General features: G+C 71.6%; 23 protein-coding genes and 1 tRNA gene. 16 read left to right on the top strand and 8 right to left on the bottom strand.

What is annotated here, in order from left to right:
- Positions 1 to 71 precede the first annotated feature (71 nt).
- The 4 genes from rpmG (at position 72) to H283_RS0109530 (ending at position 2,391) form a co-directional block, all read left to right on the top strand.
- A complete protein-coding gene (gene rpmG / locus H283_RS0109545; protein WP_020143294.1) occupies positions 72 to 242 on the top strand; it encodes a 50S ribosomal protein L33 in 171 nt (56 codons plus the stop codon).
- Positions 243 to 374: 132 nt separating this feature from the next.
- Positions 375 to 821, top strand: a complete 447-nt coding sequence (locus H283_RS0109540) for a MaoC family dehydratase N-terminal domain-containing protein (RefSeq protein ID WP_020143293.1) — start codon at positions 375 to 377, stop codon at positions 819 to 821.
- The gene (locus tag H283_RS0109535; RefSeq protein ID WP_020143292.1) at positions 821 to 1,300 is read left to right on the top strand and encodes a MaoC/PaaZ C-terminal domain-containing protein; all 480 of its coding nucleotides are present in this window, start codon (positions 821 to 823) and stop codon (positions 1,298 to 1,300) included. The genes H283_RS0109540 and H283_RS0109535 overlap by 1 nt, the downstream gene beginning before the upstream one ends.
- Positions 1,301 to 1,317: 17 nt before the next feature.
- A complete protein-coding gene (locus H283_RS0109530) occupies positions 1,318 to 2,391 on the top strand; it encodes a UDP-N-acetylmuramate dehydrogenase (protein WP_020143291.1) in 1,074 nt (357 codons plus the stop codon).
- An 87-nt stretch (positions 2,392 to 2,478) separates the two neighbouring features.
- Here the strand turns inward: H283_RS0109530 and H283_RS0109525 are convergent, their stop codons facing one another.
- The 4 genes from H283_RS0109525 to H283_RS0109510 form a co-directional block, all read right to left on the bottom strand.
- Positions 2,479 to 3,162, bottom strand: coding sequence for a hypothetical protein (locus H283_RS0109525; RefSeq protein WP_156023071.1), 684 nt, complete (start codon positions 3,160 to 3,162; stop codon positions 2,479 to 2,481).
- A gap of 125 nt (positions 3,163 to 3,287) precedes the next feature.
- A complete protein-coding gene (locus H283_RS0109520; protein ID WP_020143290.1) occupies positions 3,288 to 4,316 on the bottom strand; it encodes an adenosine deaminase in 1,029 nt (342 codons plus the stop codon).
- 178 nt (positions 4,317 to 4,494) lie between these two features.
- The gene (locus H283_RS0109515; RefSeq protein ID WP_020143289.1) at positions 4,495 to 5,016 is read right to left on the bottom strand and encodes a DUF5709 domain-containing protein; all 522 of its coding nucleotides are present in this window, start codon (positions 5,014 to 5,016) and stop codon (positions 4,495 to 4,497) included.
- Positions 5,013 to 6,395 (bottom strand): aminotransferase class I/II-fold pyridoxal phosphate-dependent enzyme, encoded by a 1,383-nt coding sequence (locus tag H283_RS0109510; protein ID WP_020143288.1) that lies wholly within the window; start codon positions 6,393 to 6,395, stop codon positions 5,013 to 5,015. Before H283_RS0109510 ends, H283_RS0109515 begins: the two co-directional genes overlap by 4 nt.
- A gap of 257 nt (positions 6,396 to 6,652) precedes the next feature.
- Between H283_RS0109510 and H283_RS0109505 the strand changes: the two genes are divergently transcribed.
- The 7 genes from H283_RS0109505 to H283_RS0109465 all read left to right on the top strand — a co-directional run bounded on the left by H283_RS0109505 (position 6,653) and on the right by H283_RS0109465 (position 13,208).
- Positions 6,653 to 6,725, top strand: a tRNA-Trp gene (locus tag H283_RS0109505).
- A 116-nt stretch (positions 6,726 to 6,841) separates the two neighbouring features.
- Entirely contained in the window at positions 6,842 to 7,111 is a 270-nt protein-coding gene (secE, locus tag H283_RS0109500; RefSeq protein ID WP_020143287.1) for a preprotein translocase subunit SecE, read from the top strand.
- Between the two features lie 80 nt (positions 7,112 to 7,191).
- Entirely contained in the window at positions 7,192 to 8,043 is an 852-nt protein-coding gene (gene nusG / locus H283_RS0109495; RefSeq protein WP_020143286.1) for a transcription termination/antitermination protein NusG, read from the top strand.
- 97 nt (positions 8,044 to 8,140) lie between these two features.
- Positions 8,141 to 8,572 (top strand): 50S ribosomal protein L11, encoded by a 432-nt coding sequence (gene rplK, locus H283_RS0109490; protein ID WP_020143285.1) that lies wholly within the window; start codon positions 8,141 to 8,143, stop codon positions 8,570 to 8,572.
- A gap of 148 nt (positions 8,573 to 8,720) precedes the next feature.
- On the top strand, positions 8,721 to 9,437 hold the full coding sequence (gene rplA, locus H283_RS0109485) for a 50S ribosomal protein L1 (RefSeq protein ID WP_020143284.1): 717 nt from the start codon (positions 8,721 to 8,723) through the stop codon (positions 9,435 to 9,437).
- A 591-nt stretch (positions 9,438 to 10,028) separates the two neighbouring features.
- The gene (gene ggt, locus H283_RS0109480) at positions 10,029 to 11,729 is read left to right on the top strand and encodes a gamma-glutamyltransferase (protein ID WP_020143283.1); all 1,701 of its coding nucleotides are present in this window, start codon (positions 10,029 to 10,031) and stop codon (positions 11,727 to 11,729) included.
- A gap of 222 nt (positions 11,730 to 11,951) precedes the next feature.
- Positions 11,952 to 13,208 (top strand): choice-of-anchor P family protein, encoded by a 1,257-nt coding sequence (locus tag H283_RS0109465; RefSeq protein WP_156023070.1) that lies wholly within the window; start codon positions 11,952 to 11,954, stop codon positions 13,206 to 13,208.
- A 92-nt stretch (positions 13,209 to 13,300) separates the two neighbouring features.
- Here H283_RS0109465 and H283_RS27640 read toward each other — a convergent pair whose 3' ends face one another.
- On the bottom strand, positions 13,301 to 14,236 hold the full coding sequence (locus H283_RS27640) for a DUF3152 domain-containing protein (RefSeq protein ID WP_081633832.1): 936 nt from the start codon (positions 14,234 to 14,236) through the stop codon (positions 13,301 to 13,303).
- A gap of 319 nt (positions 14,237 to 14,555) precedes the next feature.
- Here H283_RS27640 and rplJ point away from each other — a divergent pair, with 319 nt between their 5' ends.
- Positions 14,556 to 15,140, top strand: a complete 585-nt coding sequence (gene rplJ, locus H283_RS0109455) for a 50S ribosomal protein L10 (RefSeq protein ID WP_020143278.1) — start codon at positions 14,556 to 14,558, stop codon at positions 15,138 to 15,140.
- 69 nt (positions 15,141 to 15,209) lie between these two features.
- Positions 15,210 to 15,596, top strand: coding sequence for a 50S ribosomal protein L7/L12 (gene rplL / locus H283_RS0109450; protein WP_020143277.1), 387 nt, complete (start codon positions 15,210 to 15,212; stop codon positions 15,594 to 15,596).
- A gap of 251 nt (positions 15,597 to 15,847) precedes the next feature.
- On the opposite strand, the gene H283_RS0109445 is transcribed toward rplL, so the two are convergent.
- Positions 15,848 to 16,975, bottom strand: coding sequence for an alanine--glyoxylate aminotransferase family protein (locus H283_RS0109445; RefSeq protein WP_020143276.1), 1,128 nt, complete (start codon positions 16,973 to 16,975; stop codon positions 15,848 to 15,850).
- Positions 16,975 to 18,357: an FAD-linked oxidase C-terminal domain-containing protein gene (locus tag H283_RS0109440; protein ID WP_020143275.1), complete on the bottom strand. Its 1,383-nt coding sequence runs from the start codon at positions 18,355 to 18,357 to the stop codon at positions 16,975 to 16,977. The genes H283_RS0109445 and H283_RS0109440 overlap by 1 nt, the downstream gene beginning before the upstream one ends.
- Before the next feature lie 228 nt (positions 18,358 to 18,585).
- Between H283_RS0109440 and H283_RS28090 the strand changes: the two genes are divergently transcribed.
- Positions 18,586 to 19,740, top strand: a complete 1,155-nt coding sequence (locus H283_RS28090; RefSeq protein ID WP_028785462.1) for a hypothetical protein — start codon at positions 18,586 to 18,588, stop codon at positions 19,738 to 19,740.
- On the opposite strand, the gene H283_RS27165 is transcribed toward H283_RS28090, so the two are convergent.
- Positions 19,716 to 20,192: a DUF4178 domain-containing protein gene (locus tag H283_RS27165; RefSeq protein ID WP_196805941.1), complete on the bottom strand. Its 477-nt coding sequence runs from the start codon at positions 20,190 to 20,192 to the stop codon at positions 19,716 to 19,718. The two genes, H283_RS28090 and H283_RS27165, sit on opposite strands and share 25 nt — an antisense overlap.
- Before the next feature lie 151 nt (positions 20,193 to 20,343).
- Between H283_RS27165 and H283_RS0109425 the strand changes: the two genes are divergently transcribed.
- Both H283_RS0109425 and H283_RS0109420 read left to right on the top strand, forming a co-directional pair.
- Positions 20,344 to 21,312 carry an ABC transporter ATP-binding protein gene (locus H283_RS0109425; RefSeq protein WP_020143273.1) on the top strand — a complete coding sequence of 323 codons (969 nt, stop codon included), beginning with the start codon at positions 20,344 to 20,346 and terminating at the stop codon, positions 21,310 to 21,312.
- A 1-nt stretch (position 21,313) separates the two neighbouring features.
- Positions 21,314 to 22,084 carry an ABC transporter permease gene (locus tag H283_RS0109420; protein ID WP_020143272.1) on the top strand — a complete coding sequence of 257 codons (771 nt, stop codon included), beginning with the start codon at positions 21,314 to 21,316 and terminating at the stop codon, positions 22,082 to 22,084.
- Positions 22,085 to 22,170: the final 86 nt, after the last annotated feature.

Below are 22,170 nucleotides of genomic sequence, written 5' to 3'. Positions count from 1 at the left end.
GTGACGCGCCGCGCGACACCCGTCGCAAGACGACCGAACACCCAAGTACGTTCCCGAAAGAGCAGGTTGCCGTGGCCAGCAAGAGCAGCGACGTCCGTCCGAAGATCACGATGGCGTGTGTGGACTGCAAGGACCGCAACTACATCACCAAGAAGAACCGTCGGAACAACCCCGACCGTCTCGCCATGAACAAGTTCTGCCCGAAGTGCGGCAAGCACACGGAGCACCGCGAGACCCGCTGAACCATCGCGTTCCTCGACGCTCCCTCGGCCACCGGCCGGGGGAGCGTCGTCGTTCCCGGGCGCCCACCGGGCGGCGCGGGTGCCGACCGGGCGGCGCGGGCGCCGGTCCGCAGCGGTCGATAGGCTGCCCGTATGCCGGTGAACGCAGACTTCCAGGGCCGGGTCTACCCGCCCACCGAGACCTATCGGGTCAGTGCCGCCAAGATCCGTGAGTTCGCCGAGGCCGTCGGCTCGGCCGACCCGGTCCACGTCGACGCCGAGGTCGCCCGCTCTCGCGGCTATGCCGACGTCATCGCGCCGCCGACGTTCGCGGTCCTCATCGCCCAGCAGTGCGACGGCCAGCTCATCCGCGACCCCGAGGCCGGCATCGACTTCTCCCGCGTCGTGCACGGCGAGCAGCGCTTCGTCCACCACCGTCCCCTGACGGCCGGCGACGCCGTCGTCGGCACGCTCCACGTCGACACCGTGCGCGAGGCCGGCGGCCACGCCATGGTGACGACCCGCACCGAGCTCGCCACCGAGGCGGGCGAGGCCGTCTGCACGGCCACGTCGACCATCGTCATCCGAGGGGGCGAGTGATGAGCACCCAGCCGAGCACTCCGAGCACGCTGAGCACTCCGAGCGCGGCACCGGCGGCCGTGCGGACCTTCTCCGAGGTCTCCGTCGGTGACGCGCTGCCCGCGATGACCGTCCACGTCGACCGTGCGCGCCTCGTCCAGTACGCCGGCGCCTCCCTCGACCGCAACCGCATCCACTGGGACGAGCCCTTCGCCAAGGCGGTCGGGCTGCCCGACGTCATCGCGCACGGCATGTTCACGATGGGCTCGGCCGTCACGCTCGTCACCGCCTGGGTCGGCGACGCGGGTCGGGTCGTCGAGTACGGCGTGCGCTTCACCCGCCCCGTCGTCGTGCCCTACGACGCCGGCGCCGACATCGAGGTCTCGGGCGTCGTCAAGTCCACAGACCCCGAGACGAAGCGGGTCACCGTCGAGCTGACTGCCACGGCGGCCGGCGAGAAGGTCCTCGGTCGGGCGCTCGCCGTCGCGGTCCTCGACTGAGCCGGCCGGTCCACCGCGTGCAGGAGCAACACGACGTCCCCTTCTCGACCCTCACGACGATGCGGGTCGGCGGCCCGGCCGCGCGCGTCGTGACGGCCACGACCACCGACGAGCTCGTCGACGCCGTCCGTGAGGTCGACGACGCCGACGAGCCGCTGCTCGTCGTCTCGGGAGGGTCCAACCTCCTCGTGTCCGACGACGGCTTCGCGGGCACGGTCGTGCGCGTCGCCACGTCGGGCATCACGCCCGAGTCCGCCGACTACTGCGGCGGCGCCGTGGTCCGGGTGGCCGCGGGCGAGGTGTGGGACGACGTCGTGGCCCACTCCGTCACGCAGGGATGGGCGGGCGTCGAGGGGCTGAGCGGCATACCCGGCCTCACGGGAGCCACGCCCATCCAGAACGTCGGCGCCTACGGTCAGGACGTCTCGCAGACGGTCGCGCAGGTGCGCACGTGGGACCGCCAGGAGCAGGCCGTGCGCACCTTCATGAACGCCGACTGCGCCTTCACCTACCGCCACTCGCGCTTCAAGGGGCACTCGCGCTACGTCGTGCTCGACGTCGTGTTCCAGTTCGAGCTCGCCGACCTCAGCCGCCCGGTGGCGTATGCCGCCCTGGCGAAGGGTCTCGGGGTCGAGCTCGGCACGCGCGTGCCCCTCCAGGACGCCCGTGAGGCCGTCCTCGAGCAGCGCCGGTCCCGTGGCATGGTGCTCGACGACGCCGACCCCGACACGTGGTCGTGCGGGTCGTTCTTCACCAACCCGATCCTCAGCCGGCACGAGTTCGACGACCTCGTCGAGCGGGTGGGCGAGCGGCTCGGGTGGGAGGGGCCGACGCCTCCGCGCTTCCCCGAGCCCGACGGCCGGGTCAAGACGAGCGCCGCCTGGCTCATCGACCACGCCGGGTTCACCAAGGGCTTCGGCCTGCCGGCGCCGGCGGCGCTGTCCACGAAGCACACCCTCGCCGTGACCAACCGGGGCGGCGCGACGACCGCCGACGTCCTCGCCCTCGCCCGGCAGGTGCGCGACGGGGTGCGCGACACCTTCGGCGTGACGCTCGTCAACGAGCCGGTCATCGTGGGCGACCAGCTCTGACGCCGGTTCCCCGAGTGCCCGTCAGACTGGCAAAGGCCCCGGTTCCGTTGGGAACCGGGGCCTTTCGCGTCAGACCGGACTCGGCGACTACTTCGTCAGGACGACGGAGAAGGTCTTGGCCGGGATGCTCTTGTCCGTCGTGCTGACGGCGTAGGCCGGTCGGTTGAAGGCCAGTCGCAGGGCCGTCGACGTGCCCTTGTCGACCTTGAAGAAGACCCAGCCGCGGTCGCGGTCGTCGCGCTTCGTCGTCAGCAGCGGGTCGGCCTTGTACGCCTTGCCGAACTCGGCCGTCGGCGCGACGTTCTGCTTGGGGTTCGTCGCGATGAGCGTCAGCATCTTCGGGTCGAGCGCGGCGGAGTAGCGCGAGCCCGCGGCGAACTCGACCTTGACCCCGACGATCTCGAAGGCCTCGGCCCCGACGGGCTGGTTCTTCGGGAACGGCAGGCCGCGCGAGATGCGCAGGGCCGTGATCGTGTGGCCCAGCTGGGGGTCCTTGATGACGGCCTTGATGGTGCGCGTCGAGTACTTCACCGGGGCGGCGGTCGTCGGTGCGGCCGTCGTGGGCGGTGCGGTCGTGGTGGACGTCGTCGACGTGCTCGTGGCGGCCGGGGTCGTGGCGGCCGGGGCCGTCGGGTCGGCGGTCACGGGCGACTCCCCGCTGCACGCCGCGAGCGCGACGACGGGGGCGACGAGACCGACCACGGCGAGTCGTCGCAGACGGGCGCCGGAGGCGGTCGATGGGCGGGTGGTGGCGGGGGCAGAAGTCTTCATCTCCCGACCAGCATGACCGGGCGCACCGATCCTGAGCAAACCCGGTGGGGGTGCGCGACGAGGTCGGCTCCGTGGGGAGCGGCCCGTTATGACCGGTTACGACCCGGTCCGGCGTGTGGTCGGTGTCACGCCGGACCGACGAGCCAGGCGTCCACGTCGGCGAGCGCGGCCTTGCGCAGGCGCTCGGGCATCCGGCTGCCCTCGAGGGAGCCGCGGGCGAGCGCGGCGAGTCCCTCGTCGTCGAAGCCGAGCTCACGGGCCGCGGCGTACTGCGCGGCCAGGCGGGAGCCGAAGAGGAGCGGGTCGTCCGCGCCCAGTGCCACGGGGATGCCGGCCTCGACGATCCGGCGCAGCGGTACGTCGCTCGGGTCGGCGTAGACCCCGAGGGCGACGTTGCTGCCCGGGCACACCTCGAGCGTCACCCCGGCCTCGGCGACGGCGTCGAGCACCTGGGGGTCCTCGACGCTCCGCACGCCGTGCCCGATGCGGTCGGGGTCGAGGTGCTCGAGCGTCTCCATGACGGACTGGGCGCCGAGGAGCTCGCCGCCGTGCGGCACGAGGGCCAGACCGGCCCGCCGGGCGATGGCGAAGGCCGGCGCGAAGTCGGCGACCGCCCCGCGCCGCTCGTCGTTGGACAGGCCGAAGCCGACGACGTCGCCGGCCTCCTCGCCCGCGTGGTGCGCGGCGAGGCGAGCGAGCGTGCGGGCCTCGAGGGGGTGGCGCATGCGGCTGGCCGCGACGACGACGCCGACCCCGATGTCCCCGACGGCCGACACGGCCCGAGCCTCGTCGAGCACGATCTCGAGCGCGGGCGTGATGCCTCCGACGAAGGGGGCGTACGACGTCGGGTCGACCTGGATCTCGAGCCAGCGCGACCCCTCGGCCGCGTCGTCGGCCGCAGCCTCGCGCACGATCCGGCGCATGTCGTCCTCGCCGCGCACGCAGGCCCGGGCGGCGTCGTAGAGGCGCTGGAAGCGGAACCAGCCGCGTTCATCGGTCGCCCGGGCGAGACGGGGCGGCCAGCCCGTCACGAGGGCGTCGGGCAGGCGGATGCCGTGCCGGGCCGCGAGGTCTCGCACCGTGTCGATGCGCATCGAGCCCGTGAAGTGCAGATGCAGGTGGGCCTTGGGCAGGTCCTGCACCGCACGCGTCATGCGCGCCAGTCTCTCACCCGGCTGCTCTCGTTTCGCGCGCTCATGGTGCGAGCGCGCGCTCCTGGGTCCGGGCGCGGGACATGTCACGCGCCGACTCCCCGCTTCGCGCGCTCATGGTCCGAGCGCGCGAAACGGGCGGGGTCGGCGGGGGTGGGCGGGGCGGGGACTGCCAGCGGGGTCAGTCGTCCTCGGGCTCGTCGGCGATCTCGTCGACGATGTGCATCGCGGCCTCCTCGGCCGACGCGCCGGCCCCGTCGACGCCGACGTCGCTGGCCCAGGCCTGCTTCTCGTCGTCGTCGTGCGCGCCCTCGTCGTCGGCCACGAGGCGACCGGCGCGGGCGTCGCCCACCTCGTGGTCGCCGAGCCAGTCGTCCTCGGCGTCGATGGCGTCGGGGTCGTCGCCACCGACTCGGTCGCCGTCGAGGCCGCTCTCGTTGTCGGGTGCGCCGTAGGCGGAGTCGGGGTCTGGCACCTCCTGGCGGATACGCTCGTCGATGGTCTCGTCGACGGACTCCTCGTAGGCGGTCGTGCCGTGGGCGGTGACGCCCTGGGGCCGGTCGTTGGGCGAGTAGCCGCGGTCGAGCACGTCCTCGAGGTCGCCGTCGTCGAGGGTGTCCTCGGGCTGGAGCTGGTCCTCGTCGTCGACGCTGTACGTCGTCAGGTCGTCGTCGATGGTCTCGTTGGGATCCTGGTCGCTCATCGCGAGGCTCCTTCGCTGGCGGTGTGCGAGGGGCTCGTGGCGTCCCCGGCCGACGGCGTCGCGCCGTCGCCCTCTGCCCCTACCCCCGTGGCCCGGTCCTGCGTCAGCTTCTCGGCCGCGGCGAGGGCGACGCACGTCGCGACGCCGGCCATGGCCGTGCGCACCTCGTCGAGCACGGGGAAGGTCGGGGCGAGGCGGATGTTGCGGTCGCGCGGGTCGTGGCCGAGCGGGAAGGACGCGCCCGCGGGGGTCAGCGCGATGCCGGCCTCCTTGGCCAGCGCGACGACCCGCGACGCCGTGCCGTCGAGCACGTCGAGGTTGACGAAGTAGCCGCCGGTCGGGTGGCTCCACTCGGCGACCCCGAGCCCGGCGAGGCCGCTCGTCAGGGCCTCGTCGACCGCAGCGAACTTCGGCGCGATGATCTCGCGGTGCTTGCGCATGTGGGCTCGCACGCCGTCGGCGTCGTGGAAGAACTCGACGTGGCGCAGGTGGTTGACCTTGTCGGGGCCGATCGAGCCCATCGCGAGGTGGCCGAGGTACCACTTGACGTTGGCCTCGCTCGCAGCGAGGACGGCCACGCCGGCGCCGGCGAAGGTGATCTTCGAGGTCGACGCGAACATGATCGGCCGGTTCGGGTGCCCGGAGGCCGCGGCGAGGCTGAGGATGTCGGCGCTCTTGGCCTCGTCCTCGGTGAGGTGGTGGAAGGCGTAGGCGTTGTCCCAGAAGATCGTGAAGTCGGGCGCCGCGGTCGGCATGGCGGCGAGGCGGGCGGCGATCGCCTGCGACACGACCGCGCCGGTCGGGTTGGCGTACGTCGGGACGATCCAGATGCCCTTGACGCTCGGGTCGTCCTTGACGAGCGCCTCGACGGCGGCGATGTCCGGCCCGTCCTCGTGCATCTCGACGGTGACCATCTCGATGCCGAACGACGCGAGCATGGAGAAGTGCCGGTCGTAGCCGGGCACGGGGCAGATGAAGCGGACCGTCTCCTCCTGGCTCCAGGGCCGGGGAGAGTCGACGCCGCCGAAGAGCAGGAAGTCGACGATGGTGCTGTACATCATCGTCAGGCTCGAGTTGCCGCCGGCGATGACCTGGGCCGGCTCGACCCAGAGCAGCTCGGCGAAGAGCTCCCGCAGCTCGGCGAGGCCCTCGAGTCCGCCGTAGTTGCGCACGTCGACCCCGGCGCGGTCCTTTGTCGTGGTGGGCAGGCGCAGGAGGTCGTCGGAGAGGTCGAGCTGCGCGGCGGACGGCTTGCCCCGCGTCAGGTCGAGCCTGAGGCCGCGGGTCTGCAGGGCCGCGTAGGCTTCACGCTGCTCGGCGAGGAAGCCGGCCAGGTCGTCGTCGGACAGGGACGCGAGGGGGGTGCGCGGGTTCGTCACCTCTCGATCCTGCCACTGCGACGCCGGGGTCGGGCGGCCGAGTCCGTATGCCGGGTCGCCCCGTTGCCGCCGCCGGCGCGGCAGGTGCCCGGAGGGTGTCCGGCGGGCGCCGGACGGGTGTCGCGGGAGAGCCGCGGAAGGGGTTTCGGGTCGGTTCGCGTTGTGGCGCATCCGTCCCGTATGATCGTCCCTCGGACGGCTTCGCTGGCCATGCTGACGCATGCCGTTCCGCCGTGGACACCCAACGTCCCCGGCGAAGGGCAATAGCTCAATTGGTAGAGCACTGGTCTCCAAAACCAGCGGTTGGGGGTTCGAGTCCCTCTTGCCCTGCGCAGCCCAGTGATGTGGTCGTCGTGCAAGGCGGCACGCGGCTTCTGCCCTGACGTGGGACTCCACGGTCCGGGTGCGGCGCCCGCGGGCCGACACCCAGGCAGAAAGAAGGAATCGTGACGGAGACGAGCGCCAAGCGCGGGTCCGGCCGTGCCGACAAGGCTCGCGGCGGCAACCCCGTATCGCGCCTCTTCGGCGCGATCAGCCTCTTCGTGCGCCAGATCCTCGACGAGCTGCGCAAGGTCGTGCGGCCGACGGGTCCTGAACTCGTGCGCTACACGACCGTCGTGGTCGTGTTCGTCGTGATCATGATGGCGCTCGTGTCAGCGCTCGACTTCGGTCTGAGCCGGCTGATCTCCTGGGTCTTCACCGGGTCGGCCACCTGAGGCACGAGCCACCGGCCCCCTCACGGGATGTCACCGCCGGCCGTCACGGCCGGTCCACGAGCAAGGAAGTAGGTCAGAGCGTGTCCGAGCAGTTCGCCCACGAGGGCGCCCCGAACGGCGAGAGCACCGAGAGCGACGTCGTCGACCCCGCGGTCGAGACCGACGACCTCTCGGCCTCCGACGTCGAGTCGGGTGCTGAGGACGACGCCACCGACCTCGACACCGTCGACGAGGCCGAGTCGGCCGACGACGAGACCGCCGAGTCCGCCGAGTCCGCCGACGAGACGTCCGAGGACGACGAGCCGGTGGCCCAGGGCAGCGGCGACCCCGTCGCCGACTTCAAGGCCGACCTGCGCACGCGGTTCGGTGACTGGTACGTCATCCACTCCTACGCCGGCTACGAGAACCGCGTGAAGGCCAACCTCGAGACGCGCATCCAGACCCTCAACATGGAGGACTTCATCTTCGAGATCGAGGTCCCCATGGAGGAAGTCACCGAGATCAAGAACGGCCAGAAGAAGCAGGTCCGTCGCGTCCGGATGCCCGGTTACGTCCTCGTCCGCATGGACCTCACCGACGAGAGCTGGGGCGCCGTGCGCCACACGCCCGGCGTCACCGGGTTCGTCGGCAACGCCCACCAGCCGGTGCCGCTGTCGATCGACGAGGTCTTCACGATGCTCGCCCCGAACTTCGAGGCCGCTGCGGCCGCCGACGGCTCCGGCGCGTCGACGAGCTCGAGCGCCGGCAAGGACGTGCGGGTCGTCGACTTCGAGGTCGGCGAGTCCGTCACCGTCATGGAGGGCCCCTTCGAGACCCTCCCCGCGACGATCTCCGAGATCAACCCCGACACCCAGAAGCTCAAGGTGCTCGTCTCCATCTTCGGCCGGGAGACCCCGGTCGAGCTCTCCTTCGCCCAGGTCGCCAAGATCTGATCGAGGGTCGTACGACCTCGTGCGGCTGACCGCACGAGGACATGCAACCGGGTCATCGCCCAAGGCGTCGGCCCAGCAATACAGAAGGTAGGCACCCATGCCCCCCAAGAAGAAGGTCTCCGGCTTCATCAAGCTGCAGATCCAGGCCGGCCAGGCCACCCCCGCCCCGCCCGTCGGCCCCGCCCTCGGTCAGCACGGCGTCAACATCATGGAGTTCGTCAAGGCGTACAACGCCGCGACGGAGTCCCAGCGCGGCAACGTCATCCCGGTCGAGATCACGGTCTACGAGGACCGCTCGTTCACCTTCGTGACGAAGACCCCGCCGGCCGCCGAGCTCATCAAGAAGGCCGCCGGCGTCGCCAAGGGCTCGGGCGAGCCGCACAAGACCAAGGTCGCCAAGCTCTCGCGCGACCAGGTCTTCGAGATCGCCCGTCAGAAGATGGAAGACCTCAACGCCCACGACGAGGAGATGGCGGCGCGCATCATCGCCGGCACCGCCCGCTCGATGGGCATCGACACCGAGCTCTGACGAGCCCGGGTCCACCAGACGTCGGGACGCCCGCCCTCCGCGTGAGGGCGGGCACCCCCGAACCGGGCCACACGGCATACGGCCGTGAGGCCCCGTGGGAGACCAGCGCACGGTCGCACCACGACTCCACGAAGAAAGCAGGAGCACCATGAAGCGCAGCAAGAACTACCGCGCAGCCGCCGAGCTCATCACGCCCGGCAAGGTCTACGCCCCGCTCGAGGCCGTCCGCGTCGCCAAGCAGACCGCCAAGGCCAAGTACGACGAGACCGTCGAGGTCGCCATGCGTCTCGGCGTCGACCCCCGCAAGGCCGACCAGGCCGTCCGCGGCACGGTCAACCTGCCGCACGGCACGGGCAAGACCGCCCGCGTCCTCGTCTTCGCCAACGGCGACAAGGCCGAGGCCGCCCGTGAGGCCGGCGCCGACCACGTCGGCTCCGACGACCTGCTCGAGAAGGTCCAGGGTGGCTGGCTCGACTTCGACGCCGTCGTCGCCACGCCTGACCTCATGGGCAAGGTCGGTCGTCTCGGCAAGGTCCTCGGCCCGCGTGGCCTCATGCCGAACCCGAAGACCGGCACCGTGACGATGGACGTCGCCAAGGCCGTCGCCGACATCAAGGGCGGCAAGATCGAGTTCCGCGTCGACAAGCACGCGAACCTCCACTTCATCATCGGCAAGGCCTCCTTCGACGAGACGAAGCTCGTCGAGAACTACGCGGCTGCCCTCGAGGAGATCCTGCGTCTGAAGCCGGCCAGCTCCAAGGGCCGCTACATCGAGAAGGCCACCGTCTCCACGACGATGGGCCCGGGCATCCCGCTCGACTTCTCCAAGACGCGCAACCTCCTCGCCGAGGAGGAGCAGGCCTGATCGCCTGACCCAGCAGTCCGAGAGCCCGTCACCCCTCGTGGGCGGCGGGCTCTCGCGCGTCGTGGCCGGCCCGGGCGCGACCCGCGCCGGCTACTGCCCGGGTATTGCTCGGGCCGTGGCCCGCTCCCGTCGCCGACGGCCGGGAGCGGCGTGGAGCGTCGACGGGCATATGCCGGCACGCTCGCTTCCCGGGGCACGGTGCCCGTCGCCGATGCCGCCCCCGACCGCCGACGCCACTCGCTCACACTCGAGTGAGCGCCCCGTCCCACTCGAGTGAGCGCCCCGTCCCAGTCGAGGGAGCGCTCCGCTCCGTCCCAGTCGAGTGGCCTCGTGGTCACGCCCGTCCCGGACTTCGGATCGGCAGGTTCTCGGCGCGATCTGGGGCGTTTGCGCGGGTACGGTCGAAAGATGAGTCGTCACAGCGCACGCACCACGACACGTTCCCGATGGGTCCTCGGCGCTCTCGTCGTCGGGCTCCCTCTGTCCCTGTTGCCGGCCACGGCCGGCGCCCAGCCATCAGTGGCTCCAGCCTCCGCAACGTCCGACCGAGGCTGGCACGGGCGGCCCACCACGCTGCCCAAGGTCCCGGTCATGACCGGCTCCGGAGGCGCCGTCAGCTCGGTCGACCGTGATGCCTCGCAGGTCGGCATCGACGTGCTGGCCCGGGGTGGCAACGCGGCCGACGCCGCTGTCGCGACGGCCGCGGCCCTCGGCGTCACGGAGCCCTACAGCGCCGGCATCGGCGGTGGTGGCTTCCTCGTCTACTACGACGCCCGCAGCCGGAAGGTCTCGACCATCGACGGCCGCGAGACGGCGCCCGCGACCTTCACCGAGAAGACGTTCACCGACCCGGCCACGGGCAAGGCGATGGACTTCAACACGGTCGTGAACTCGGGGCTGTCGATCGGCGTGCCCGGTACGCCGGCGCTGTGGGCCAAGGCGCTGCGCGACTACGGCACCCTGTCGCTCAACGCGGCGCTCAAGCCGGCCGAGCGGCTCGCCGCCCAGGGCTTCGTCGTCGACCAGACGTTCGCCGACCAGACGGCGGCCAACGCCGCCCGCTTCTCGGTGTTCCCCGAGACGGCCAAGGTGTTCCTCCGCGGCGGTCAGGCCCCGGCCGTCGGCTCCGTCTTCACCAACCCCGACATGGCCCGGGCGTACCGGACGCTGCGCACCCAGGGCACCGAGGCGCTGTATGCCGGCACGCTGGGACGGGCGATCGTCGCCGAGTCCCGGGCGCCGCACACCAAGGCGGGGTCCTCGGTCAGGGGCGGCCAGATGACGACGGCCGACCTGCGGGCCTACCGTGCGCTGACGAAGGCGCCGATCCACTCGCAGTACAAGGGCTACGACGTCTACGGCATGCCGGTCCCGAGCTCGGGCGGTATCGCTGTGGCCGAGATCCTCAACCTCATCCAGGCCTACGAGGACCGCACGGGCGTCGCCACGTCCGCCCTGTCCGACGTCGACTACCTGCACCGGTTCTCGGAGGCGTCGGCGACGGCCTTCGCCGACCGCAACCGCTGGGTCGGTGACGTCCCGGGCGTGCCGGTCAAGGAGCTGACCGACCCGGCCTTCGCCGCGGAGCGCGCCTGCCTCTTCGACCCGATGAAGGCTCAGGCCCGTCCGATCCCGTTCGGCTCGCCCGACGGTTCCTACACCTCCTGCGCGCCCGGTACGGTCGCGCAGAGCGAGCCCTACGAGGGGCAGTCGACGACGCACCTGACGGCCACCGATCGCTGGGGCAACGTCGCGTCCTACACCCTCACCATCGAGCAGACCGGTGGCTCCGGCATCACGGTCCCGGGGTACGGGTTCCTGCTCAACAACGAGCTCACCGACTTCAACTTCACGCCGCTGAACGCAGACGTGCCCGACCCGAACCTGCCCGGCCCGGGCAAGCGTCCGCGGTCGTCGATGAGCCCGACGATCCTGCTCGACGGCGGCAAGCCCTTCCTCGCGGTGGGTTCGCCGGGCGGCGCCACGATCATCACGTCGGTGTCGCAGACGATCCTCGGCTACCTCGACCGCGACCTGTCGCTCGTCGACGCCATCGCGGCGCCTCGCCTCAGCTCGCGCAACGGCGCCAGCGAGGGCGCGGAGCCGGCGATCCTGAACGGTCCCACGGGCGCAGCCCTCACGGCGGTGGGGCACCAGCTCGCCTCGGCCGGCACGCCCAACGAGATCGGTGCGGTGACCGCGATCCGCAGCCTGCGCGGGGGCCTGTTCGAGGCGGCCGCGGAGACGACGCGTCGTGGCGGCGGCTCGGCGATGGTCGTCCACCCGCGCTGACCTGACGAGAAACCACGAGACGCGTGAGGTCGGTCCCCGACGGGGGCCGACCTCACGCGTGTGCCGGGTGCCGGCAGGTGCTTGAAATGACAAGTGTCGCAATACCACACAAACCTTGCGATTGACGCATCCGACCCATAACACGCCGAGAGTTCGTGTCGTTGAAGTGAGTACATCGGTCAGGGGATCGATGAGCAGGGCATCGATGACAGGAGCACCACCATGAACAGGAAACTCACGGCGATCCTCGCGGCAGCGGCCATCTCCACGATGGCCGCGCCCCTCGGTGCCGCACCGGCATCCGCAGCAGCTCCCGCTACCGGCGTCTCGGCCTCCGCGTACGGCACCTACATCGTGGTCGGGGGCGTCGTGCGCTCCGGGCCCACGGCCCTCGCCTCCATCGGCTGCACGACGGCCTTCGGCAGGACGGCCACGGGCTCCACGGCAGCCGTCACCGTCCCGGCGGCCGGCTCGGTGGGGGCGACGCGCACCTCGGCCGCGACCTCGACGACCACGACCTACAAGATCAGCCGCGCCACGGCGACCACCGGGGCGGTCAACCTGCTCGGCGGGCTCGTCCGGGCCGATGCCGTCACCGGAGCGAGCACGGCGACGTTGAGCACGTCAGGCGTCTACAGCGGCGGCAACCGCGCCGAGCGGATCGGCCTCACGATCGGCGGCCGTGCCGTCAACGCGAACCCGGCTCCGAACTCGGCGATCGCGCTGCGGACGTCGGCGGGGGCCGCGCTCGCCACGGTCTACCTCAACACGCAGACCAAGGCGTTCTCCGGCAACGACTGGCGGGTCGGCACGACCGCCATGCGGGTCGTCATCACGGCCCAGAACTCCCTCGGCCTCCCGGTCGGGTCACGCATCGACGTCGGAGTCGCCAACACCTCCCTCTCCCGACCGGTGGTCGGGCTCGTCTCCGGCATGGGCTACGCGACGTCGGCCAACCTCGCCAACGGCGCCGTGTCCTCGAGCCGGACGGCTCTCGCGTACCCACCGTGCACCGGAGGCTCGGGGCGCGCGACCGTGGCCACCGCAGGGGTGCCGGGGGTCGTGTCGACCGGGACGACGACGACTGACGTCCTCTCCACCATCACGGCCACGTCGCGTCGCAGCCAGGTCACGAACACCATCGGTGCGCCTCGCGTGCTGAACAGCCTCATCAGCGCCGACACCATCGTCGCCGAGACCTCAGCGTCCCAGCCGACTGCCGGCGCGACCCCCGTGACCACCGACACCTCGCGGTTCGTCGGGCTGCGCATCACGGGCCTGCCGTCCGTCACCTCGGCGGTCAAGCCCAACACGGTCGTCACCGTGCCGGGGCTCGGCCGCGTCACCCTGCACAAGGTGACCCGCACCGCGAAGTCGGTCGAGGTCGTCATGATCGAGGTCGTCACCGACCGTGTGCTCGGCTCGCTGCCGACGGGCTCCGTCGTCCGGGTCGGCTACTCCGCGAGCTCGCTGCTCTGACGCGGCACTACTCGTGACGAGGCCGCGGTCGCATCGCCGATCGCGGCCTCGTCACGAGCGGAGAGGGCGTATGCCGGCGGCGCGGACGGAGGTCAGGCCGGCTCGGGAGTCGGCCAGGGCCACGCCGTGCAGCCCTTGAGGCCGTACGTCTGCTGCATCATGACCGGGGCCACCTTGCCCGGCCCGCCGCAGTAGGCGTGCGCGTGACCGATGCCGTGGCCGACCTCGTGGTTGACGAGATAGGTGCGGTAGCCGGCGATGTCGCTGCCGTAGGCCTGCGCGCCGAGGACCCACCGGCGCAGGTTGAGCACGACCCGCCCGGAGTTGTGGCAGCTGACCTGGCCCCGGGTCTGCAGCGGTGCGCAGAGCCTGTCGGTCGTGTCGGGGCTCGCGAGCGTGATGCGCAGGTCGACGGGGGCACCCTTGGCGGCCGCAGCCGGGGAGACGTTGACGAAGCGGACGCCGTCCTTGACCTGCCAGCCCCGCGGGTCGGTCAGCACGCTCCCCACCGTCGTCGCGAGGTCCGCGGCCTTGATGTCGAGACCACCTTCGAGCTCCACGGTGTAGCGCACCGTGCGGCCGCTCGTGGGCGCCGGGCGCAGGGCGGCCGCCGGCATGGCCACGACCGTGAACCGGCCGGACCCGGCCTGGATGACCGCACCCTTGTCGTCCTTGCCGTCGTTCTTGCCCGCGGCCGTCGCGCCGTTCGAGCTCGTCGAGCTCGTCGAGCCCGTGGTGCCCGTCGCACTCGTCGAGGAGGACCCGTCGACCTGCGAGTCGGTCGCGGCCTCGGGTATGCGCTCGACCTGGTCGATCGGGACCGCGGGTGCCGTCCCGGCCGTCATGGAGACCCGCGCGGCGCGTGAGACCGCGCCCTCGGGGACCGGCTCGTCGGCGCCGGCCGACGTCACGACCCAGAGGTCCGCGGCCACGCACAGCACGACGGCCAGGCCCGCCCCCGTTCGGCGGCGACGGATCGCCTGCCGCTCTGACGGGGTCGGGCGGCGGACTGCGCTGCCACTCGCCATGAGGGTCACGCTAGGTCACGTACCCCGTGTGGTGGGGGATCGTGCGTCGGACCCGCCGACGGGTCGCGGGCTCGATTTGGTCCGCAGCGGTCCAGCCCGTACTGTGGTCCACGACCAATGACCGCCGGTTGGAGGGCGTGGGCAACCACGATCTCCCGAAGGTTCCGCACGATGCGGGCAGCCAGCGCAGGACACTCAGCCTCACGGCATACCTCGAGTATGCCGCTGCGAGCCCCGAGCGCCCTGCGCCGGGGCTCTTTTCGTGCAGGCCCTCCGGGCCCCTTCGACGGGCGGCACCACGCAAGGGAAGGAGGCCCAGATGGCGAACTCCGAGAAGACGGCTGCCATTGCCGAGATCGCGGACAAGTTCCGTGAGTCCGGTGCGGCCGTTCTCACCGAGTACCGCGGTCTGACCGTGGCCCAGCTCTCGCAGCTGCGCACCTCGATCCGGGAACACGCCACCTACGCCGTGGTCAAGAACACGCTCACGGAGCGCGCCGCCAAGGAGGCCGGTATCACGGCCTTCGACGGTCACCTCCAGGGCCCGTCGGCCATCGCCTTCATCACCGGTGACCCGGTCGAGGCGGCCAAGGGTCTGCGTGACTTCGCCAAGGCACACCCCCTCCTCGTGATCAAGGCTGGCGTCCTCGACGGCAAGACCTTGTCCCCCGAGGAGATCACGAAGCTCGCGGACCTCGAGTCCCGCGAGGTTCTCCTGGCCAAGCTTGCGGGCGCCATGAAGGGCTCCCTCAACAAGGCCGCCTACCTCTTCGTCGCTCCTCTGTCGCAGACGGCCCGCGTGGTCGACGCCCTGCGCCAGAAGGTCGAGGCGCAGGGTCCCGCCACGCCGGCTGCCGCCGACGAGGCAACCACCGACGTCGCCGAGGGTGGCGACGAGAGCTGATTGCGCTCCTGCGCAGCAGCTCGATTCAACAACACGCCACTCACGGCAATATCTAGGAAGGAAGCCACCATGGCGAAGCTCAGCACCGACGAGCTCCTTGACGCTTTCAAGGAGATGACCCTCATCGAGCTCTCCGAGTTCGTGAAGCAGTTCGAGGAGACCTTCGAGGTCACCGCTGCTGCCCCCGTTGCCGCGGTTGCCGCCGCTGCCGGTGGCGGCGCTGCCGCCGTCGAGGAGGAGGAGAAGGACTCGTTCGACGTCGTTCTCACCGCCGCGGGCGAGAAGAAGATCCAGGTCATCAAGGAGGTCCGCGCGCTCACGAGCCTCGGCCTCAAGGAGGCCAAGGACCTCGTTGACGGCGCCCCCAAGCCCGTCCTCGAGGGTGTCGACAAGGCTGCGGCCGAGAAGGCCAAGGAGCAGCTCGAGGGCGCCGGCGCGACCGTCGAGCTCAAGTGATCTGACCCGGCTCTGCCGGGATCACTGCTCTACCGCGAAGGCGGGTCCGACCATCAGGTCGGGCCCGCCTTTCGCATGCCCGGGCGCGGTGGTCGTCGTGACCCGGGGGCGCGGGGCGTACCGGCGCTCGCGGCGTGGAGCGTCGGCGGGCGTATGCCGGCACGCTCGCTCCCAGCGTCAGCGCCCGCCGCCGATGCCGCGACCACCGCCACGCCCCGCTCCCTGCGTGGCGGGGCGTGGCGGCCCCGCGGTCAGGCGGTGTGGGTCAGGGCGTCCTTGAGGGCGGCGAGGACGAGGGCGACGCGGTCGGGTCTGGCGTTGTGGCCCATCAGGCCGATGCGCCAGACGGTGGCTGCGAACTCGCCCACGCCGGCGCCGATCTCGAGGTTGTGGCGCTCGAGCAGGTAGGCGCGCACGGCGGCCGAGTCGACACCGTCGGGGACGCGGACGGTCGTCAGCTCCGGGAGCCGGGCACCGTCGGCGGCGAAGAGGGACAGGCCCATCTCCTCGAGGCCGTCCTGCAGGAGGCGGCCGGCCTCGGCGTGGCGGTCCCAGACCTTCTCGAGGCCCTCGTCGGCGATGCGCTGCAGGCCGGCGTGGAGGCTCGCGACCATCGCGGTCGGGGCCGTGTGGTGGTAGGTGCGCTTGCCGGAGCCGGAAGCCTCGCCGACGTAACCGCCGAGCAGGCCGAGGTCGAGGTACCAGGACGACGGCTTCTCGACCCGGCGCTCGAAGGCACGGTCGCTGATGGTGAACGGCGCGAGCCCGGGGGCGACGCCGAGGCACTTCTGGGTGCCCGCGTAGCCGATGTCGATGCCCCAGTCGTCGGCGCGCAGCTCGATGCCGCCGATGCTCGTGACGGCATCGACGAGCAGGAGGGCATCGCCCTTGACCGCGCCGAGCGCTGCGATGTCCGACCGGACGCCGGTGGACGTCTCCGCGTGGACCGCGGCGATGATCTTCGGGGAGGGATGGGCGGCAGCGACGCGTGCGGCGTCGACCGGCGTGCCCCACGCGTGGTCGACCCGGACGACCTCGGCGCCGTGGCGGCCCGCGACGTCGACCATGCGCTCGCCGAAGAGCCCGTTGACGGCCACGACGACGACGTCGCCGGGGGAGACGGTGTTGACGAACGCGGCCTCCATGCCCGCCGACCCGGTCGCCGAGAGCGGGAGAGTGCGGCGGTTGTCGGTGCCCCAGGCGTACCGGAGCAGGTCGCACGTCTCGTCCATGATCGCGAGGAAGTCGGGGTCGAGGTGTCCGAGCAGGGGTGCGGCGAGGGCGAGGGTCGCCTCGGGGTAGGGGTTGCACGGTCCGGGGCCGAAGAGGTGCCGGTCGGCGATCGGGCGGCGGGTGGTGACGGGCGGGGTCGCGGTCATCAGAATCCTGCTCCGGGGTTGAGGATGCCCTGCGGGTCGAGGGCGTTCTTGATGCGGTGGGTGAGGGCCATGACGTCGGGCCCGAGCTGCTCGGGCAGCGCCGCGCGCTTGAGGCGGCCGACGCCGTGCTCGCCGGTGATGGTGCCGCCGAGACCGATCGCGAGGCTCATGACCTCCGAGAAGGCTTGTGCCGCACGGGAACCGGCGTCCGCGTCGCCCGCCGGATAGACGATGACGGGGTGCGTGTTGCCGTCGCCGGCGTGGGCCACGACGGGGATCTCGAGGTCGTACCGGCGCGAGATGTCGGCGATGCCGGTCAGCAGGTCGGGGAGGCGCGGCACCGGCACGCCGACGTCCTCGAGCATGATCGCGCCTCGCCGCTCGATGGCGACGATGGCGGCTCTGCGGGCCGCGACGAACATCTCGCCCTCGGCGGCGTCCGTGGTCGTGAAGCACTCGCGCGCGCCACCGTCCTGGCACAGCCGCTCCATCACCGCGATCTCCTCGCCGCGGGCCGCGCCGGGGGCGTCGGACTGCGCGAGGAGCATGGCGCCGGCCCCGCGGTCGAGCCCCATGCTGCGGTGGTCCTCGACGGCGTTGACCGACGCCTGGTCCATGAGCTCCATCATCGACGCGCGGAGGGTGTTGCCGATGGCGACGACGACCCGGGCCGCGTCCTCGACGGTGCCGAACGTGGCGACGAGGGTGGCGGGCGGCGCCTGCGCCGGGACGAGCCGCAGCGTCGCTCGGGTCACGACGCCCAGAGTCCCCTCGCTGCCGACGAAGAGCTTGACGAGCGAGAGGCCCGCGGTGTCCTTGACGCGCTGGCCACCGAGGTGCACGAGCGTCCCGTCGGCGAGGACGACGTCGAGACCGAGCACGTAGTCGGTCGTGACGCCGTACTTGACGCAGCACAGGCCGCCCGCGTTCGTCGCGACGTTCCCGCCGATCGAGCAGATCTCGAAGGACGACGGGTCGGGCGGGTACCATAGCCCGTGCTCGGCGGCCGCCCGCTTGACCTCCACGTTGAGGGCGCCGGCCTCGACGACCGCCGTGCGCGTGGTCGGGTCGATCTCGACGGCGCGCATCCGCTCGAGGCTCAGCACGATGCAGCCGTCGACGGCGTTCGAGCCCCCCGAGAGCCCGCTGCCGGCACCGCGGGGCACGACGGCGACCTCGTGCTCTCCGGCCCAGCGCACGGTGGCCTGGACGTCGGCCGCGCTCGTCGCGCGGACCACGGCGAGCGGCATACCGGCGCCGGCGTCAGCCGTGTAGTCGAAGCGGTAGGCCGCGACGCTGTCGGGGTCGGTCAGCAACGCACCGGTCGTCAGGGACTCGGCGAGCCCCTCGAGCGCGCGCAGGTCGGGAGCGTCCTTGCTCACTGTCGTCACCGCTCCACCGTAACCACGACCGGCCGGGGCTCGCGTCCCGGGCGAGGAGATGGCGTATGCCGTCCGGCCGGGTCGCGGGTCAGCGCCCAGCCGCGCGAGCTCGATCACCGGCTCACTGCGTGCTCGGTGCGTGCCCCCGACACCGCGACGAACCGAGGACGGGATGTCGGGCCGCCACGCCTCGCCGATCCGTCGACCGGCCCCGGTAGGTTTGCCCGCATGGGATGGCTGTCGCGCACCTTCAGGCCCGCTGCTGACGACCGTGCGGACACCGCTGCCCAGCAGGCGCCGCCCGCCGACGCCGCTGCGCCCGCGGTGCCCGCCGATTCGCACAACCCCGCCGTCGAGCCCAGCCCTGCTGCGGCACCGAGCCCTCTAGCGGCGCCGGCCGCCTCGAGCCCGACGGCGCCCTCCGCCCCGACGACCGACGCCGCGAGCCCGACGGGACGCTACGGGCCGCTCGTGTGCGTGACGCGCTTCGACACCGCTCCGCCCGAGCTGGAGTGGCAGCTGCCGCTCAACGGCGAGCTGTACCGGCTCATGCCGGGCTCCGACCGGCCGGACTACTCGTTGCTCGTCCTCGAACGCCCGCTGCACTTCTACCCCCATGACGGGTTCGACCTGCGTCGCGTCGAGCCGGAGCAGCAGGTGCAGGACCGCAAGGGCCGGACGATGGTCCGCGTGCACGCGCTGCTGCTGTGTGCGCGCTTCGTCGGCCAGCAGCTGCACCCGGGCATGGTCGACCTCGCCGTCAACCTCGCCTACGTCATCGACAACTCGCTGGCCCGCGACGCCGAGGTCGACTTCGCCAAGATCCAGTTCGCCGCGATCGGCTTCCTCAGCGAGGGCCACGCCCCGCGGGCCACGACGGAGTCGGCGACCGAGGCATCAGCGGCGCCCGTCCCCGAGCCGGTCCCCGAGCCGGTCGACGAGCCGGTCGACGGGCCGGTCGACGAGCCGGTCAGCGAGCCCGCCATGGAGCCCTCCGCGCCGACCCCGCCGGTCACGGCGGACGCGGCGGCGAGCGGACGGCATACGCCCGTCACGCCGCTCGACGACCTGCTCGACGAGCTGGCGACGACCCTGCGTCGCGGTGTCGAGGAGCAGCGGGGTGCGCCGGTCCAGCGGATGACCGCAGCCCTGACGATGGACGCAGACCACCGACTCACCGGGCTGTCGGGCAACGCCGACGGCCAGGCACCCGTGCCCAGCCCCGACACCTTCGGCCGGATCGCCGACGTGCTCGCCCGCCTCGTGGACCTCGAAGGCGGCGACCGCGTCGCCGCGGTCACCCTGCGGGTCGACGGGGACTCCGTGACCCACGACGTCACGGCCACGCTCGACCGAGGTCAGTCGCCGGAGACCTCGCGGTAGCTGCGCACCTGTGCCGGGTCGGCGAGCCGTCCGACGCTGATCTCCCACATGCCGCCGTCGAAGCTCTCGTAGACGAGCACGGCCTCGGGTGAGTCCGTCGCGACGAACTCGACGAACTCGCACGTGCCCCGGACGCCGAGACCGGTGTCGCCCTCGGCCGTGTAGGTGAGCGACCCCGCCTCGAGCAGCGCCCAGTCGCGACCGTCGAGACTCATGCCGCCCTGGTCCGGGTCGCCGAAGAGGTCGTCCCGGGTCCGCCAGTGGATGACGCACCCGGCGCCGCGCGGCTGGAGCGAGAGCCACTCCCGCGGGCCCGACGAGGTGATGCAGTGCTCGCCCCACCGGGTGCCGTCGAGGTCGAACCGGACGGAGCCGACCACGCGGTACGTGCTGCCCTCGACCTCGAGCACCGCCCCCGGTGCGACCTGTGACGGCCGCAGTTCTGCGCGCATGCATCCTCCTGGCTCCACATGACTCGCACAGGTTAACCGCGGGTGAGCCGCCCGAGCGGTAAGAACCCGACTGGCGCGTAACTTCCGCCCGGCGCCCTCGTTTCCCCCGTAGCCGAGTCGAGACGGCCAGGAAGACATAGGTGGATGCCACATGGGTGTGGAGATCGCGGTGCAAGGTCTGACCAAGACCTTCGGTTCGCAGACGATCTGGCGGGACGTGACCCTCACGCTTCCCGCGGGAGAGATCTCGGTCATGCTCGGGCCCTCGGGCACCGGCAAGTCCGTCTTCCTCAAGACGCTCGTCGGCCTGCTCAAGCCGGATGCCGGGTCGATCGTCATCAACGGACGTGACCTGACCCGCCTGCGCGAGGCCGACCTCTACGAGGTGCGCAAGCTCTTCGGCGTCCTCTTCCAGGACGGCGCCCTGTTCGGGTCGATGACCCTCTACGACAACGTCGCCTTCCCGCTGCGCGAGCACACGAAGAAGACCGAGGCCGAGATCAGGCGCATCGTGACCGAGAAGATGGACCTCGTCGGTCTCTCCGGTGCCGAGGGCAAGCTCCCGGGAGAGATCTCCGGCGGCATGCGCAAGCGCGCCGGACTCGCCAGGGCGCTCGTGCTGGACCCTGAGATCCTCCTCATCGACGAGCCGGACTCCGGACTCGACCCGGTGCGCACGAGCTACATCAACCAGCTCTTCGTCGACCTCAACGCGCAGATCGACGCGACGTTCCTCATCGTCACCCACGACATCAACACGGCCCGCACGGTGCCCGACAACATCGGCCTGCTCTACCACAAGCACCTCGCGATGTTCGGCCCGCGCGAGATGCTGCTCAGCTCGGAGGAGCCGGTCGTGCGGCAGTTCCTCAACGCGCAGACGATCGGCCCGATCGGCATGTCGGAGGAGAAGGACGCCGACGAGCTGGCGGCCGAGTCCGGACAGGAGCTGCCGCCCCTGCCGCCCATCGCGCTCCAGCTCCCGACGAGCGACGGCAAACCGCGTCGCGCCGAGCGGCCCGCCGGCGGCTGGTGCCGCGACAACGGCATCACCCCGCCCCCCGGGTCCTTCGAGTCGCGCAACGCCGGCATCCCCGGTGTCCGGGCGGGGGTGAGCTGACGTGGCCACACCCGTCACGGGCGCCCTGCGCCAGTCCGGCTCGCTCTTCGCGCTCGCGCTCGACGTGTTCCGGGCCATGCCGAAGCGCCCCTTCCAGGTCAAGGAGTTCATCCAGCAGGCGTGGTTCATCGCCAGCGTCACCATCCTGCCGACCGCCCTCGTCTCCATCCCGTTCGGCGCGGTCATCGCCCTCCAGCTCGGCACCCTGACCCGTCAGCTCGGCGCCCAGTCCTACACCGGCGCCGCGAGCGTCCTCGCCGTGCTGCGCGAGGCCAGCCCCATCGTCACGGCCCTGCTCATCGCGGGCGCCGGTGGCTCGGCCATCTGCGCGGACCTCGGGTCGCGCAAGATCCGCGAGGAGATCGACGCGATGGAGGTGCTCGGCATCAGCCCGATCCAGCGCCTCGTCGTGCCGCGCGTGCTCGCCTCGATGCTCGTCGCGCTCCTGCTCAACGGGCTCGTGTCCGTCGTCGGCGTCGTCGGCGGCTACGTCTTCAACGTCATCGTCCAGGGCGGCACCCCGGGCGCCTACATCGCGAGCTTCACGGCGCTGGCCCAGCTGCCCGACCTCTGGACCGCCGAGATCAAGGCCCTGATCTTCGGCGCCATCGCGGCTGTCGTCGCGGCCTTCAAGGGGCTCAACGCAGGCGGTGGCCCCAAGGGCGTCGGCGACGCGGTGAACCAGAGCGTCGTCATCACGTTCATGCTGCTCTTCGTCGTCAACTTCGTCATCACGGCCGTGTACTTCCAAGTCGTCCCGCAGAAGATCTGAGGAGAGGGCGATGGCGACCAAGACCCAGAACCGGGCTCGTCCGGGCTCGGAGCGGCTGCTCCACCTCGCGAGCCGGCCCTCACGCG

Origin of the sequence: Terracoccus sp. 273MFTsu3.1, assembly GCF_000383675.1 — a bacterium.
GTDB lineage: Bacteria > Actinomycetota > Actinomycetes > Actinomycetales > Dermatophilaceae > Terrabacter.
Note: the sequence above shows the minus strand (reverse complement) of the source record. Positions and strands in the feature narration are given on the sequence as shown.

What these genes read in the sequence shown, in the direction of transcription:
- rplK (WP_020143285.1), top strand. Translation starts at nt 8,141, where the DNA reads ATGCCCCCCAAGAAGAAGGTCTCCGGCTTCATCAAGCTGCAGATCCAG.
- H283_RS0109425 (WP_020143273.1), top strand. Translation starts at nt 20,344, where the DNA reads ATGGGTGTGGAGATCGCGGTGCAAGGTCTGACCAAGACCTTCGGTTCG.
- H283_RS0109520 (WP_020143290.1), bottom strand. Translation starts at nt 4,316, where the DNA reads ATGACGCGTGCGGTGCAGGACCTGCCCAAGGCCCACCTGCATCTGCAC.
- H283_RS0109535 (WP_020143292.1), top strand. Translation starts at nt 821, where the DNA reads ATGAGCACCCAGCCGAGCACTCCGAGCACGCTGAGCACTCCGAGCGCG.
- rplA (WP_020143284.1), top strand. Translation starts at nt 8,721, where the DNA reads ATGAAGCGCAGCAAGAACTACCGCGCAGCCGCCGAGCTCATCACGCCC.
- H283_RS0109445 (WP_020143276.1), bottom strand. Translation starts at nt 16,975, where the DNA reads ATGACCGCGACCCCGCCCGTCACCACCCGCCGCCCGATCGCCGACCGG.
- rplJ (WP_020143278.1), top strand. Translation starts at nt 14,556, where the DNA reads ATGGCGAACTCCGAGAAGACGGCTGCCATTGCCGAGATCGCGGACAAG.
- H283_RS27165 (WP_196805941.1), bottom strand. Translation starts at nt 20,192, where the DNA reads ATGCGCGCAGAACTGCGGCCGTCACAGGTCGCACCGGGGGCGGTGCTC.
- H283_RS0109540 (WP_020143293.1), top strand. Translation starts at nt 375, where the DNA reads ATGCCGGTGAACGCAGACTTCCAGGGCCGGGTCTACCCGCCCACCGAG.
- rplL (WP_020143277.1), top strand. Translation starts at nt 15,210, where the DNA reads ATGGCGAAGCTCAGCACCGACGAGCTCCTTGACGCTTTCAAGGAGATG.
- H283_RS0109515 (WP_020143289.1), bottom strand. Translation starts at nt 5,016, where the DNA reads ATGAGCGACCAGGATCCCAACGAGACCATCGACGACGACCTGACGACG.
- H283_RS28090 (WP_028785462.1), top strand. Translation starts at nt 18,586, where the DNA reads ATGGGATGGCTGTCGCGCACCTTCAGGCCCGCTGCTGACGACCGTGCG.
- H283_RS27640 (WP_081633832.1), bottom strand. Translation starts at nt 14,236, where the DNA reads ATGGCGAGTGGCAGCGCAGTCCGCCGCCCGACCCCGTCAGAGCGGCAG.
- H283_RS0109465 (WP_156023070.1), top strand. Translation starts at nt 11,952, where the DNA reads ATGAACAGGAAACTCACGGCGATCCTCGCGGCAGCGGCCATCTCCACG.
- ggt (WP_020143283.1), top strand. Translation starts at nt 10,029, where the DNA reads ATGACCGGCTCCGGAGGCGCCGTCAGCTCGGTCGACCGTGATGCCTCG.
- H283_RS0109525 (WP_156023071.1), bottom strand. Translation starts at nt 3,162, where the DNA reads ATGAAGACTTCTGCCCCCGCCACCACCCGCCCATCGACCGCCTCCGGC.